This is a genomic window from Phenylobacterium sp., assembly GCF_035569475.1.
In the GTDB taxonomy this organism is placed as follows: domain Bacteria; phylum Pseudomonadota; class Alphaproteobacteria; order Caulobacterales; family Caulobacteraceae; genus Phenylobacterium.
Window position 1 is genome coordinate 14,970 of record NZ_DATMNA010000041.1, and the last position, 12,723, is coordinate 27,692.

The 12,723-nt window shown below is 69.6% G+C and carries 15 protein-coding genes; 7 read left to right on the forward strand and 8 right to left on the reverse strand.

What is annotated here, in order from left to right; all coding sequences use genetic code 11:
* Positions 1-58: 58 nt before the first annotated feature.
* The 3 genes from VNW53_RS06505 (at position 59) to VNW53_RS06515 (ending at position 2,061) form a co-directional block, all read left to right on the forward strand.
* A complete protein-coding gene (locus VNW53_RS06505) occupies positions 59-598 on the forward strand; it encodes a sigma-70 family RNA polymerase sigma factor (RefSeq protein ID WP_325554382.1) in 540 nt (179 codons plus the stop codon).
* Entirely contained in the window at positions 595-1,170 is a 576-nt protein-coding gene (locus VNW53_RS06510) for a hypothetical protein (protein WP_325554384.1), read from the forward strand. Before VNW53_RS06505 ends, VNW53_RS06510 begins: the two co-directional genes overlap by 4 nt.
* Positions 1,171-1,233: 63 nt before the next feature.
* A complete protein-coding gene (locus VNW53_RS06515; RefSeq protein ID WP_325554385.1) occupies positions 1,234-2,061 on the forward strand; it encodes a transglycosylase SLT domain-containing protein in 828 nt (275 codons plus the stop codon).
* Here VNW53_RS06515 and VNW53_RS06520 read toward each other — a convergent pair.
* Both VNW53_RS06520 and VNW53_RS06525 read right to left on the reverse strand, forming a co-directional pair.
* Positions 2,058-3,254 carry a CoA transferase gene (locus VNW53_RS06520; RefSeq protein ID WP_325554386.1) on the reverse strand — a complete coding sequence of 399 codons (1,197 nt, stop codon included), beginning with the start codon at positions 3,252-3,254 and terminating at the stop codon, positions 2,058-2,060. The two genes, VNW53_RS06515 and VNW53_RS06520, sit on opposite strands and share 4 nt — an antisense overlap.
* Positions 3,255-3,403: 149 nt before the next feature.
* The gene (locus tag VNW53_RS06525) at positions 3,404-3,778 is read right to left on the reverse strand and encodes a response regulator (protein WP_325554387.1); all 375 of its coding nucleotides are present in this window, start codon (positions 3,776-3,778) and stop codon (positions 3,404-3,406) included.
* A 290-nt stretch (positions 3,779-4,068) separates the two neighbouring features.
* Between VNW53_RS06525 and VNW53_RS06530 the strand changes: the two genes are divergently transcribed.
* Positions 4,069-5,217 carry a DUF2336 domain-containing protein gene (locus VNW53_RS06530; protein ID WP_325554388.1) on the forward strand — a complete coding sequence of 383 codons (1,149 nt, stop codon included), beginning with the start codon at positions 4,069-4,071 and terminating at the stop codon, positions 5,215-5,217.
* A gap of 43 nt (positions 5,218-5,260) precedes the next feature.
* Entirely contained in the window at positions 5,261-6,058 is a 798-nt protein-coding gene (locus tag VNW53_RS06535; protein WP_325554389.1) for an NUDIX hydrolase, read from the forward strand.
* 21 nt (positions 6,059-6,079) lie between these two features.
* Here VNW53_RS06535 and VNW53_RS06540 read toward each other — a convergent pair whose 3' ends face one another.
* The 3 genes from VNW53_RS06540 to VNW53_RS06550 all read right to left on the reverse strand — a co-directional run bounded on the left by VNW53_RS06540 (position 6,080) and on the right by VNW53_RS06550 (position 8,624).
* Positions 6,080-6,565 (reverse strand): Hpt domain-containing protein, encoded by a 486-nt coding sequence (locus VNW53_RS06540; protein WP_325554391.1) that lies wholly within the window; start codon positions 6,563-6,565, stop codon positions 6,080-6,082.
* 131 nt (positions 6,566-6,696) lie between these two features.
* Positions 6,697-7,494, reverse strand: a complete 798-nt coding sequence (locus tag VNW53_RS06545; protein ID WP_414693249.1) for an NAD kinase — start codon at positions 7,492-7,494, stop codon at positions 6,697-6,699.
* 23 nt (positions 7,495-7,517) lie between these two features.
* Entirely contained in the window at positions 7,518-8,624 is a 1,107-nt protein-coding gene (locus VNW53_RS06550; protein WP_325554393.1) for a DUF2336 domain-containing protein, read from the reverse strand.
* Between the two features lie 113 nt (positions 8,625-8,737).
* Here VNW53_RS06550 and glpK point away from each other — a divergent pair, with 113 nt between their 5' ends.
* Together glpK and VNW53_RS06560 are read left to right on the forward strand one after the other, a co-directional pair.
* Entirely contained in the window at positions 8,738-10,252 is a 1,515-nt protein-coding gene (gene glpK / locus VNW53_RS06555; RefSeq protein WP_325554395.1) for a glycerol kinase GlpK, read from the forward strand.
* 58 nt (positions 10,253-10,310) lie between these two features.
* Complete coding sequence (locus VNW53_RS06560) at positions 10,311-11,084, forward strand: class II aldolase/adducin family protein (RefSeq protein ID WP_325554397.1); 774 nt, start codon at positions 10,311-10,313, stop codon at positions 11,082-11,084.
* A 244-nt stretch (positions 11,085-11,328) separates the two neighbouring features.
* Here VNW53_RS06560 and VNW53_RS06565 read toward each other — a convergent pair whose 3' ends face one another.
* The 3 genes from VNW53_RS06565 to VNW53_RS06575 form a co-directional block, all read right to left on the reverse strand.
* Positions 11,329-11,832, reverse strand: coding sequence for a cytochrome c family protein (locus VNW53_RS06565; RefSeq protein ID WP_325554399.1), 504 nt, complete (start codon positions 11,830-11,832; stop codon positions 11,329-11,331).
* Between the two features lie 71 nt (positions 11,833-11,903).
* Positions 11,904-12,356 (reverse strand): YaiI/YqxD family protein, encoded by a 453-nt coding sequence (locus VNW53_RS06570; RefSeq protein ID WP_325554401.1) that lies wholly within the window; start codon positions 12,354-12,356, stop codon positions 11,904-11,906.
* 68 nt (positions 12,357-12,424) lie between these two features.
* A partial coding sequence (locus VNW53_RS06575) for an asparagine synthase-related protein (RefSeq protein WP_325554403.1) occupies positions 12,425-12,723 on the reverse strand: 299 nt, incomplete at its 5' end.

Here is a 12,723-nt window from a genome sequence, read left to right on the forward strand (position 1 = left end):
GCCTGTAAGTTTCCCCCCGCCCGTCGGACTATCTCTCCAGAACGGGCGGGGGCGGCGGGTGGACCGACAGGTCGGGCAGGATGAGCGCTACGCGACGGCCGCCGCCGAGTTCGGCGGCGCGATCGAGCGTTTGGCGCGCGCCTACGAGGCGCAGGTCGAGGCCCGGCGGGACCTGGTGCAGGACATCCACGTGGCGGTTTGGCGCAGCCTCGCGGGCTTCGACGGGCGCTGTTCGCTGCGCACCTGGGTCTATCGCGTGGCCCACAACACCGCCGCCAGCCACGTCCAGAGGCGACGCCGCTGGCGGGGCGAGCAGGGCGCGACCCTGGAGGCCCTCGAGGCGGTGGCCGACACCGATGACCCGGAGGCCGCCGCCGGCGAGCGCCAGGCCTTGGATCGACTGATGGCGATCATCCAGGCGCTGGGGTCGCCGGACCGGCAGGTGGCACTGCTCTATCTGGAAGACCTCGACGCCGCCGCCATCGGCGAGATCACCGGCCTGTCGGCCGGCGCGGTCGCGACCAAGATCCACCGCCTGAAGGCCCTGCTCGCCCGGCGGTTCGCCCCCAAACGCCAAGATCGGGGAGGCCGCGCATGAGCCAGCCGCCTGACGACCACATCAAAGCCCTGTGGCAGGGCCAGGAGACGGAGACCCCGATCATGACCCTACAGGCGGTCCGCGCGCTTGCGCGGAACCACAGCAATCACCAGCGGGACATCCTGACGCTGGTTGCAGGCCTCGCCGCAGCAATGGTGGTCCCAATCACCTGGGCGGCGTGGCGCGCGCCGAACAACGCCATCCGCATCGGCGAGCTACTCGACCTTGTGGGCGTCGGGTGGATGCTTTGGCGGGTGCGCGACTACTGGCCGGAACGAATGCCGGGCGCGGAAGCATCCGTCGGCGCCCTGATCGATTTTCATCTCTCACAGCTGACGCGCCGCCGGTTCAGCTACAGAGACGCCCTTATCAACGGCGGTCCTCTGATCGCGGGGACGGTGATGATCCTTTATGGTCTGCATCGAGCCATTCCGAAGGCTGGATTGGAGAAATTCGCTCCGATATTTGGCCTGCTTGTCGTTTGGGCCGTCCTCTTCTTGGTCGTGAAGCGCCGGGGTGAAAGGCGGCTGCAGGAACAGATCGAAGAGGTGAAGGCCTTGCGCGGCGGCTAGGGCAGGTTGCCATCATCGATATGGTTAGCGGCGCATTAACCACGATGGTTCAGGACTCCGGTCATGGCCGCGATCGAGGGAATCCGCAGCGTCGTCGAGTCGGCGATCCAGCGCGCCGCTAGCGCGACGGGCGTCGACTTCTCCTTCCTGATGAAGACCGCAGGCCGCGAGAGCGGCATGAACCCGGCGGCCAAGTCCGGAGCCTCGTCCGCCGCAGGCCTCTTCCAGTTCGTCGAGCAGACGTGGCTCTCCACCCTCAAACAGCACGGGGCCAAGCACGGCTACGCCCGCTACGCCGACCTGATCGATAAGGGCTCCGACGGCCGCTATCATGTGACGGGGACGGAGGCGCACCGCGCGGTTATGGACCTGCGGCTCGACCCGCACGCGGCCTCGCTGATGGCCGGCGAACTGACCTCCGACTCGGCGGCCTATCTCAAGGGGCGGACCGGCCGCAGCCCGACCGCCGGCGAACTCTACGCCGCCCACTTCCTGGGCCCGCAGGGCTCGGCCAAGCTGATCGAGGCCGCCGAGCGCCAGCCAGGCGCCACCGCCGCGCACCTGTTTCCCGACGCCGCCCACGCCAACAAGGCGATCTTCTACCCGGGCGGCCAGGCCGCCACGGTGGGCCAGGTCTACGCCAACCTGACCAAGGTCGCCGGCGCCGGCCAGCCGATCGAGCCCGCGGCGCCCGCGCCCTCGCCGGACGGCGGCTTCATCCAGTACGCCTCGGCCCGCACCGCCGACCACCAGCTCCAGCAGGAGCAACTGATCTCGCTGATCCTGCGCGGCAGCCAGTCGACCGCCGAGATGGGCGTCGGCGCACGCCTGACCGGCTCGCTGTTCACCAGCGAGATGCTCAAGGTGCTGTCGGAGAGCCGGAAGGGTTAGGCCGCCGCTTCCGCCGCGAAGATCGCCTCGATCTCGTCGTCGGAATAGCCGATCTCGGCCAGCACCTGGCGGGTGTGTTCGCCCAGGGTGGGCGAGCGGGGCCGGACCTTCTGGTCGGCGCCAGGGAACTGCGCCGGGGCGGCGGGCGAGGGGAAGGTCCCGCCCTGGCCATCCTCGACCTGGATGATGGCGCCCGAGGCCATGACCTGCGGGTCGGCGGCGACCTCGGCCGGCGTCTGCACCGGCGACCAGACGAGGTCCGCCTCGTCCATCCGCCGCGCGATCTCCTCGAAGGGCATGGCTGCGAAGGCCTTGTCGAACTCGGCGACCAGTAGCGCCGAGTTCTCGCGACGCGCCTTGCCGGTGGCGAAGCGTTCGTCGTCCACCAGGTCGGGCCGGCCGGCCGCTGCGGCGAAGACCGGCCAGTCCTTGGCGCCCCCGCGCGGATTGTGCACGAACCAGCGCTCGTCGGCGCTCTTGAAGAAGGTGGCGATGGGGTTCATCGGCCGTTCGCGGGTGCGGATCGAGGCCAGGCGGCCGAACTTGAGCTGCACGGCCAGGTCCGAGCCCATTGTGTAGACGCCGGTGGCCAGCAGCGAAGTCTGCACCATGCGCCCCTTGCCGGTCTGCTCGCGCTCGTAGAGCCCGGCCAGGATCGCCGAGACGGTGGCGAGGGTGGTGATATGGTCGCCGAAGCCGGAGCGCAGCATGAACGGGTCCATGCCCTTCGGCGCGGTCATGTTGGCGACGCCGGCGCGGGCCCAGAAGGCGGTGACGTCGAAGCCCGGCTTGTGGGCGTCCGGACCCTCCAGCCCGTAGCCGGTGACCTGGCAGTAGACCAGGCGCGGGTTGGCGGCGCGGATCGTCTCCTCGTCCAGGCCGGCGCGCTTCAGGGCGGCGGGGCGCACGTTGGTGATGAAGACGTCGGCGGTGGCGGCGAGCCGGGCCAGGGCCTCGCGTCCCTGTGGCTTGCTCACGTCCAGCACCACGGCGCGCTTGCCGCGATTGTCCAGGTCGAAGGTCGGGTTGCCGGAGAGCTCGGTCTTCAGGTCGGCGAAAACGTGGCGCATGGAATCGCCGCCCGGCCGCTCGACCTTGATCACGTCGGCGCCCCAGTCGCCGAGGATGCAGGCCGCTCCGGGAGCAGCGATGTAGGAGGCGAATTCGACAACCTTCAGGCCTTGAAGCAACACGCTTGGGTCTCCAGCTTTTCCCGCATGCTAGAGCATCAGGCCCGGCGCAAGGGAAGGGCTTCTAGCCCCGCGCCCGCATCGCGACGGCGGCCGCGACGGCGTATCCGGCGGCGCCCATGGCGAGCACGACGATCCGCCAGATCACAGGTCTAAGCGGCCTCAAGCCGGATCGCCGCGGCGAGCGCCTCGGTGATCTGGTGCGGCTCGCAGGGCTTGGCGACGAATTGCGAGCGGGCGACGCCGTTGACCGCGTGGCGCGGGTCCGTCATCCCGGACATGAACACCACGGGAAGATGGGGTGAAAGCGCCCGGGCGTATCGCGCCAGGTCGACGCCATCGGGGCCCGGGCCAAGGTCGATGTCGGTGACCAGAGCGATGAAGTATTCGCCCCGATGGATGGCCTCGAATCCTGCTTGGCCGCAATAGACGGGTTTAACGTCGTATCCCTCGTCGCGCATGAATTCGCAAAGCTCATGGCTGAGAAGGAAACTGTCCTCCGCAATCAGGATTCTGTGGCTGTGCATTTATTTACTCCTCCCGACACACGACAACGCCAGGGCGGCACTTTGTTTCCATTAAACCTAAAATTGTGAGTCAAGCGACGCGCGAATACTTGTTGGTTTCTTGTCGATTCCCTGTTGAAATTGCGGCGTCGGGGCGAGTGGCCCTGTGATTTCCTCCTGTGGTTGCGCGGATTCCTTAATCCACAGATTCGAGTCCTAACCCGCCGTTAAGCATGATCGCGGACAGTCAGACTCGTGGGAAGGCGGGGCCCGGGGTGGGTTCGCGCCCGCATCTGGGGCCGCTAACCGGCATGGCGACGACGCGCTCAGCGCTGACGCAGGAGGACATCCGCACGCTGGTCAGGGGCGTGACGCCGGACGTTCGCGCCGCCGCGGCCTACAAGCTTTGCCGCTCCATCGACGCCGCGCCGCTCTCCGAGGCGGACCGCGAGACCGCCCAGGAGATCCTGCGGGTCATGGCCGGCGACGCCGCCGAACTGGTGCGCCGCGCTCTGGCGGTGACGCTCAAGGCCTCGCCCCTGGTGCCGCGCGACGTCGCGCTCCGGCTCGCCCGCGATGTCGAGACCATTTCCCTGCCGCTGCTGAGCTTTTCGCCGGTGTTCCTGGACTCGGACCTGGCGGACATCGTCCGTCTGGGCGGGCCGGTGCGGCAACTGGCCATCGCGCGGCGCCCGATGTTGTCGCGCACCGTCACCGACGCCATCGCCGAGCATGGCGGGGAGCGCGCCGTGACGGCGGCCTGCGCCAACGACAACGCCGACTTCGCCGAGAACGCGCTGCAGCAGGTGGTGGCGCGCTTCGAGACGCACGAAAAGGTGCTGGCGGCGATCGCCTACCGCAACGCCCTGCCGCTGGCGGTGAGCGAAAAGCTCGTCTTGCTGGTGGGCGACCATTTACGCGACCACCTGATCGCCCGCCACGCGGTGGGGGCGGAGACGGCCCTGACCATCGCCACCGGCGCCGCCGAGCGGGCGACCGTGGACCTGGTGGATCAGGCCGGCCGCGCCGCCGACGTCCGGGCTTTCGTGGCCCACCTGGCGTCCCAGGGGCGGCTCACGCCCTCGCTGCTGCTGCGCGGCGTGGCCCAGGGCCACATGACCTTCTTCGAATGGGGCGTCGCCGAGCTGGCGGGCGTGCCGCACCACCGCACCTGGCTGATGATCCACGACGCCGGGCCGCTTGGCCTGCGGGCGATCTACGAGCGAGCGGGCCTCCCGGCGCGGCTGTTTCCCGCCTTTCGCGCGGCGGTCGACACCTATCACGCCATGGAGTTCGACGGCGGCGCCCGCGACCTGGAACGCTTCCAGCAGCGGATGCTGGAGCGGTTCCTGACCCAGCCGCAGACCGCCTCGCGCGAGGACGTGGACTATCTGCTCGACAAGATGGACGAGGTTTCCCGCGAGGCCGCCGCCGAGGCCCACGCGTCACTCAGCGCCTGACGCCCGGCTTGCGCGCGCGGGCCGGTCGCCCCAAGCTCCCCCGATGACCAACGCCCCCACGACCTCCAAGGCGCCTGCCGAGATCAAGCCGGCCGCCACGATCCTCCTGCTGCGCGACGATCCCGCCTTCGAGGTGCTGATGGTCAAGCGCCACCACCAGATCGACTTCGCCTCGGGCGCGCTGGTGTTTCCGGGCGGCAAGAGCCACGCCGGCGACCACGACCGCAATTGGGAGGTCCATACCGTGGGCTGGGAGGCCTATGACGCCAATCAGCGGGCCTTGCGCATCGCCGCCATCCGCGAGGTGTTCGAGGAGGCCGGCATATTGCTCGCGCGGCGCCGCGATGGGCAGCCGATGAGCGGCGAGGCCTGCCCCATGGAGGTCCGCAAAGCGGTGGACGCCGGGACTACCCGGTTCATCGACGTCGTGTCCCGCCTCGACGCCTATCTCGACCTCGATGCGCTCACGGTTTTCGCGCGCTGGATTACCCCGCCTTTGACGCCCAAGCGTTTCGACACCTGGTTCTATGCGGTGACCGCGCCGGCTGAACAGCTGGCCGCCTGCGATGGGCGAGAGACGGTGGACGCGGAGTGGATCGCGCCGGCGGAGGCGCTGCGCCTGGCCGCCGCGGGCGAGCGCAAGGTGATCTTCCCCACACGGATGAACCTGCAACTGCTGGCGGAGGCGAGGGGCGCCGAGGACGCGGTGGCCCGGGCCGTGCGACGGACGCTGGTGACCGTCCAGCCGAAGATCGAGCAGCGTGATTCGGGACGAGTGCTGGTGTTGCCGCCCGACGCCGGCTATGGCGCGGTGGCGGAGCCTCTGGAAAACGTAATGTAGTCAGCCGTGTAGGAGGGGGACTTAGGCGCCCATCGCCTTCACGCGGCGTTCCAGCTCCTCGACCAGCACGCTGCCGACCGGGTGCTCGTCCGACTTGATGTCGTCGCGGACGGCCGCCTTGATGGCGTCGATGTGGGCGTCGACCAGTTCCAGGGGCACGGCGGCGCGCTTTTCCTTGTCGTCGATCATCCGGCAGAGCGAGCCGGCGATGCGGGTGATCAACTGATAGCCGTAGGTCGTGCCCAGGCCCTTCAGGTCGTGGGCGCGCAGATAGAGGTTTTCCATCGTCTCGGGCGTCACGCCGCCGACGTGCACCTGCTGGCGGGCGGCCTCGAGCTTGACGATCTCGTCGTTCAGCCATTGCGAGAAGTTGCTGGCGAGGCTCTTGAGCGCGGCTTCCGCCTTGGCGATGGCGGCCGGATCGATCGTGCCGAGACGGCCGCCGCCCACCTTCAGGCGCAGCGCGTTGTTCGGCTGGATCAGTTGACCGGAATTCTGCTGGCTCACGAGACGCCCTCCAGATGACTACGGCCAATGGTAGGCTCGAACCCGTTAATAACCGGTGTGAGGCAACCCACGGTTTTGACAGGATTTCCACAGCGACGCTTGGCCGCGCTCGCCGGTGGACGGGCGGCCGGTCAGGCGGAGAACTGCTCGGCCAGGACCCGCTCTTCGAGGCTGCGCCCCTCGTCGAACAGCATGTTGAGCGCCACCTCGCGGTCCTCGGCGATGTGCACGTCGAGCACGTCGCGCACCTCGATGTTGTCGGCCACGGCGCTGACCGGCCGCTTGCTGGCCTCGAGGATCTCGAAGGTGACCTTGGCGGTGTGGGCGAGCAGGGCGCCGCGCCAGCGGCGAGGGCGGAAGGCGCTGATCGGGGTCAGGGCCAGGACGCGGGCGTCCAGGGGGATGATCGGGCCGTGCGCCGAGAGGTTGTAGGCGGTGGAGCCGGCGGGCGTAGAGACCAGCGCCCCGTCACAGGACAGTTCGCTCAAGCGGAGCTTGCCGTCGATGGAGATGCGCAGCTTCGCCGCCTGGCGCGTCTGGCGCAGCAGGCTCACCTCGTTGATCGCCAGCGCCACGTGGCTCTGGCCCTCGGCGTCGGTGGCGGTCATCCGCAGCGGGTGGATCACGGCCTTCTCGGCCGCGGCGATGCGCTCCAGCAGGCCCACCTCGCTGTAGTCGTTCATCAGGAAGCCGACCGAGCCGCGGTTCATGCCGTAGATCGGCAGGCCCAGCGCCATGTGGTCGTGGAAGCATTCCAGCATGAAACCGTCGCCGCCGAGGGCGACGATGACCTCGGCGTCCTCGACCGGGGTCTCGCCGTAGCGCTTCACCAGGCGCGCGCGCCCCTCCTGCGCCTCGGGGCGTTCGCTGGCGGTGAAGGCGATGCGCGTCACGACGAAGCTCGGGGCAGGCTGCGGGTCGACCGGCAGAAGCGGTCAAGCTCGGCCGCTTGTCAAACCGAGAGCGCGGCCTGCCGGAAGGCGGTGGCGGCGACCTGGGCGCTGACCGGGCCGAAGGCGCCTATGGCGCGGCGCGCACCCTCCGGGCCGCCGCCGGGACGGCCGTTGTTCAGGCTACGGATCATCTCCAGGATGGACGGGAAAACGCTGCGGTCGATGCCGACGGCGGCGCAGGCCAGGCCCAGGAGCTCCGGCCGCTCGGAATCGATCACGCGGCGCACATGGTCCATCTCGAAGCGGCCGAGGGTCGCCAGCGCCACGACGAACAGCGACAGCCGCCCCTCCTGCAGGGACCGCACCAGGTAGCCGGCCCGCAGTTGGCCGGCGGCGTGCAGCTTCTCGATCAGGCGGGCCTCCATGGCCTCCCGGTCGCCGTCCCGGGCCATGACCACGGCGCCCTGGCCGGTGGGCGCGGCGATGTGGGCTTCCTTGACCGACTGCGCCAGCGCCGCCTCGATCTGTCTGGGGTCCAGCCGGAAGCGTTCGGCGAGCGCCTGGCGGAGCGCCTGGCCCACCCAGATGTAGAGCTGCAGCGCCAGTTCGTCGGTCAGGCGGGGATGCTTCGACAGCGGCATGCGCAGCGAGGCGATCTCGCGCGCGGCCACCGCCAACTGCTTCAGGTCGGCCGGTCCCAGCTCCGCTGAGGCGTTGCCGGCGAGCGCGGTCATCACCGCCGGCTCCGCGGCCTGCAGGATCGCGGCCACCACGCTGGGGCCGAGGTTCGGGCGGCGGGCCACCTCGATCTGGTGCTCGATCGTCGCCTCGACCAGGAGGCGGATGAGGTCGGGGTCCTTCAGGAGGGGGCTGGCGGCGATCACCGGCCGGGCGATCTCGATCTCGTCGAGCGCCAGGACGTTGATCAGGGCCGGCGGCGCCCATTCGGCGACGGAGAGCTTCTCGGCCAGCCGTTTGCGGATGTCGCGCTCGGCGCCGGCCACCAGACCCAGGAAGATGGAATTCAGCAGGGCCTGGATCTGCGGCGAGACCTTGGCCGCGGCGCCGTCGTCGGCGTCGCACAGTTCCACGATGGCCAGCAGCAAGCGCTCGCGATCCGCGGGCATGCGGCTCTTGGCGAGTTCCAGCAGGCTTTCGCTGCTCATCGCGACGCTCAAGCCCATCCCTCCATTCTGTCGGTGAGGCTGAACGGCCAAGATGGGCGACGCGGGTGAAAACATGTTTAAACCGCGAGCAACGACAAAAGATGGGGGATGACATGGCCGAGCCGCTGATCCTCGCGCTCGATCAGGGGACCACAAGCACCCGGGCTATCCTGTTCGACGCCAAGGGCCGCGCCCTGGCGGAGGCCGGGCGGCCGCTGGAGCAGTTCTATCCGGCCGACGGCTGGGTCGAGCACGACGCCGAGGACATCTTCCGCGCCTCGGTGGAGGTGCTGCGCGAGGTGGTCGCCAAGGCCGCGCGGCCGATGTCCGAAGTGGCCGCGATCGGCGTCACCAATCAGCGTGAAACGGTGGTGGTCTGGGACCGCAAGAGCGGCGTCCCGATCCACAGGGCCATCGTCTGGCAGGACCGCCGCACGGCCGACGTCTGCGACAATTTGCGCGCGGCGGGCCGCGAGGCCGAGGTCACCGAGATCTCCGGCCTGCTGCTGGATCCATATTTCTCGGGGACCAAGATCGCCTGGCTGCTCGATCATGTGGCCGGCGCCCGCGCCCGCGCCGAGGCTGGCGAACTCATGGCCGGGACCATCGACGCCTGGGCGATCTGGAAGCTGACCGGGGGCCCAGATAACCCAAGGGCGACGCACGCCACCGACGCCACCAACGCCTCGCGCACCCTGCTGTTCGACATCCGCAAGCAGGCCTGGTCGCCGGCGATGGGCGAGATGCTGGACGTTCCGCTCTCGCTGATGCCGCAGGTGCGCGACTGCGCCGGAGACTACGGCGAGACCGATGCCGGCCTGCTCGGCCGCGCGATTCCGATCCGCGGCGTGGCCGGCGATCAGCAGGCGGCGCTGATGGGGCAGGGTTGCATCCGCCCGGGCGAGATGAAGGCCACCTACGGCACGGGCTGCTTCATGCTGCTCAACACCGGCGAGACTGCGCCGTTCTCCAAGGCGCGCCTGCTGACGACGGTGGCGGCGCGGGTGGGCGGCAAGACCACCTTCGCCCTGGAAGGCGCGATCTTCATCGCCGGCGCGGCGATCCAGTGGATGGAAGAGGGCCTGCGCGTCGGCGGCGGCCCGCGGGGCGTCGAGAAGCTGGCCATGGAGGCCCGCGACGACCTGGGCGTGGTGCTGGTCCCGGCCTTCACGGGCCTGGGCGCGCCCTGGTGGGACGCCGGCGCGCGCGGCGCCATCGTGGGCCTGACCCGGGACGCGGGCCTGGCGGAGATCAGCCGTGCGGCCTTCGACGCCTCGGCGTTGCAGACCCGCGACCTGATCGAGGCCATGCGCGCCGACGCGCCGCAGGCCTTCCACGACAAGGTGGAGATCCGGATCGACGGGGGTATGTCGCGCAGCCTGTGGTTCAGCCAGCGGCTGGCCGACCTGACCGGCGTCTCGGTGGGGCGCGCGGCCTTCGGCGAGACCACGGCCCTGGGCGCGGCCCTGTTCGCCGGGGTGGGCGCCGGCGTCTATCGCGACGTCGAGGAGGCGGCGGGATCGCGGCCCGAGACCGACGTCTATAGTCCCGCCATGGATCGCCCGCGCCGGGAAGCCGCCTACGCCCGCTGGCTCGACGCGGTGGCGCGCACCCGCAGCCTAGCTTGACGCCGTAGCCTCCGGAGCGGATTCTCGGGGCGAACAGACAAGAACGGGAGACTAGGCCATGGCGGCGGATGGATCGGTTGCGGGCGTCGTCTCGCTGAAGGGCAAGGTCAGCGCCGAGGAGTGGCAGACCCGCGTGGAGTTGGCTGCGCTCTACCGCCTGGTGGCGCTCTACGGCTGGGACGACCTGATCTACACCCACATCTCCGGCCGCATCCCGGGACCGGAGCATCACTTCCTGATCAATCCCTACGGCATGCTGTTCGAGGAAATCACCGCGTCCTCGCTGGTGAAGATCGACCTGGAGGGGAACATCCTCCAGGAGACACCTTACTTCATCAACCCGGCGGGCTTCACCATCCACTCGGCGATCCACCACGCTCGTGAGGACGCCAAGTTCGTCATGCACCTGCACTCCGACGACGGGGTCGCGGTGGCCGCGCAGTCGTCCGGCCTGATGCCCTTGTCGCAGCACGCCCTGATCGTGCTGCCGCGGCTGGCCTACCACGACTACGAAGGCATCGCCCTGAACCACGACGAGCGCGAACGCCTGGTGGCCGACATCGGCGACAAGACCCTGATGCTGCTGCGCAATCACGGCACGCTGGCGGTGGGCGACACCGCCGCCAACTGCTGGGTCGGCATGTACTACCTGGAGCGGGCCTGCACCATGCAGGTCAAGGCGCTCTCCGGCGGCAAGGACGGCGTGCTGATCGCGCCCGACGCCTCCCAGGCCGAGGTCAGCAACCAGGTCGCCCGCGGCATCGGCGGGGCGCTCGCCTGGCCGGGCTGCCTGCGCAAGCTCGACCGCGAACTGCCCGGCTACGACGCCTGAACCCTACGCTCGGGCCGGCGAAGAAAAGGCCTTCCCCGTCGCCGAGGAAGGCCTTGAGACTGCGCGCCAGCCTGCAAACGTGGGGAACGCCGTGCCGCTGGGCGCAGCGCCGGCGCGTGGGGACTCGCCGGCGTAGTTCGCCCGGACAACCGCAATCCATTGGGCGATGCAGCGACGATGCGCGCACCCGAATTTCTCGTCAAGGTTGAGTTTGGTCGACGGCTCTACCGGCCTGGGGCGCCGCCTAGGGCTTGTAGCCCGTCCGGATCATCACATAGGCGATGACGTCGGTGCGGTCCTTGGGGTCCTTCATGCCCGCGAAGGTCATCTTGGTCCCGGGCGCGGCCACCTTCGGGTCGGTGATCCAGGTGTCGAGGTGCTGGGCGTCCCAGGTCCAGCCAGCCGCCTTGAGCGCGTCGGAATAGGTGAACCCGGCCACGGTCGCGGCCTTGCGCCCGAACACGCCGTAGAGGTTCGGCCCGGTCATGTTCGGCCCGCCCTGCTGCAGGGTGTGGCAGGTGGAGCAGAGCGCGAACTTCGACTCCCCGTTGTCCAGGTCGGCCGTGTTGTAGGGCGCCGGCAGCGCGGCCAGCGCCGCCTTCTTCTCGGCGTCGGTCATGGGCGCCGGAGCGGTGGCGGGCGGCGGGGCGGTCGTGGTCTCGGCCGGCGGGCCGTTAGCGGGCTTGTTGCACGCGGAAAGGGCGCCCAGGGCGGCCAGGGCGGCGATCGTGAAACCCATCCAGCGCATCGGCGAAACTCTCCTGCAACGATCCGTCCGGCAGCCCATACCTGCGGGGGGCGCTGTGAGGCAAGGCGAGCCTAGCGTCGCCGCCGCTTCTCCCGGTTCACCGCCTCGTCCAGGGCCTGCAGAAAGCGTGAGCGGTCGGCGGCGCCGAAGGGCTTCGGCCCGCCGGTCATCTCGCCCATGGAGCGGATGTGCTCGGCCACCGCCCGCGAGGCCAGGGCCGAGCCGATGCTGTCGGGCGTGAACTGCCGCCCGTTGGGCGCGATCGCCACGCCGCCGGCCTTCAGCACCCGGTCGGCGAGCGGGATGTCGTTGGTGACCACGATGTCGCCGGGCCCGGTGCGCTCTGCGATCCAGTCGTCGGCCACGTCGGGGCCGGCGTCGACGATCATCCGCTCGATCAGCTTCGACGGCGGGATGGCGATGAAGCTGTTGGAGACCACCGTGGTCGTCAGGCCGTAGCGCGCCGCGACCTTGTAGGTCTCGTCCTTCACCGGACAGGCGTCGGCGTCGATGAAGATGCGCATGCGGGCCTAGTTAGACGGAAACCTCACCGCCAGCAGCCCGGGCCAAATCAATATGTCGCTGCGGGTCGTCAGATCGCCCAGTCACCGAACCAGTGCTGCAAGACGCCCTTGGTCCAGGCGCGCTCGGTGGCCCCGGCGCCGCCGCATCCCAGGATCTGGCCGCTCCGAGCCATGAATCCGGTCTTCGCGCGGCGGGCGAGGTGCAGGCCCGGACTGATCAGATTGGCTAGGCGGCGCAGATCGTCCTTCCGATAGGCGCACCGGTCCGAGGGCTCGCAGAGCGAGCGATAGAGCGGCACGTCCACCAAGGGCGCGCGGATCTCGACGCCATGCGCCATCCCGGCCCAGTCGGCGTCGCGAAGCAGGA

Coding starts and splice junctions, on each gene's coding strand:
- VNW53_RS06510 (WP_325554384.1), top strand. CDS start 595: ATGAGCCAGCCGCCTGACGACCACATCAAAGCCCTGTGGCAGGGCCAG.
- VNW53_RS06515 (WP_325554385.1), top strand. CDS start 1,234: ATGGCCGCGATCGAGGGAATCCGCAGCGTCGTCGAGTCGGCGATCCAG.
- VNW53_RS06525 (WP_325554387.1), bottom strand. CDS start 3,778: ATGCACAGCCACAGAATCCTGATTGCGGAGGACAGTTTCCTTCTCAGC.
- VNW53_RS06530 (WP_325554388.1), top strand. CDS start 4,069: ATGGCGACGACGCGCTCAGCGCTGACGCAGGAGGACATCCGCACGCTG.
- VNW53_RS06535 (WP_325554389.1), top strand. CDS start 5,261: ATGACCAACGCCCCCACGACCTCCAAGGCGCCTGCCGAGATCAAGCCG.
- VNW53_RS06550 (WP_325554393.1), bottom strand. CDS start 8,624: ATGAGCAGCGAAAGCCTGCTGGAACTCGCCAAGAGCCGCATGCCCGCG.
- glpK (WP_325554395.1), top strand. CDS start 8,738: ATGGCCGAGCCGCTGATCCTCGCGCTCGATCAGGGGACCACAAGCACC.
- VNW53_RS06560 (WP_325554397.1), top strand. CDS start 10,311: ATGGCGGCGGATGGATCGGTTGCGGGCGTCGTCTCGCTGAAGGGCAAG.
- VNW53_RS06565 (WP_325554399.1), bottom strand. CDS start 11,832: ATGCGCTGGATGGGTTTCACGATCGCCGCCCTGGCCGCCCTGGGCGCC.
- VNW53_RS06570 (WP_325554401.1), bottom strand. CDS start 12,356: ATGCGCATCTTCATCGACGCCGACGCCTGTCCGGTGAAGGACGAGACC.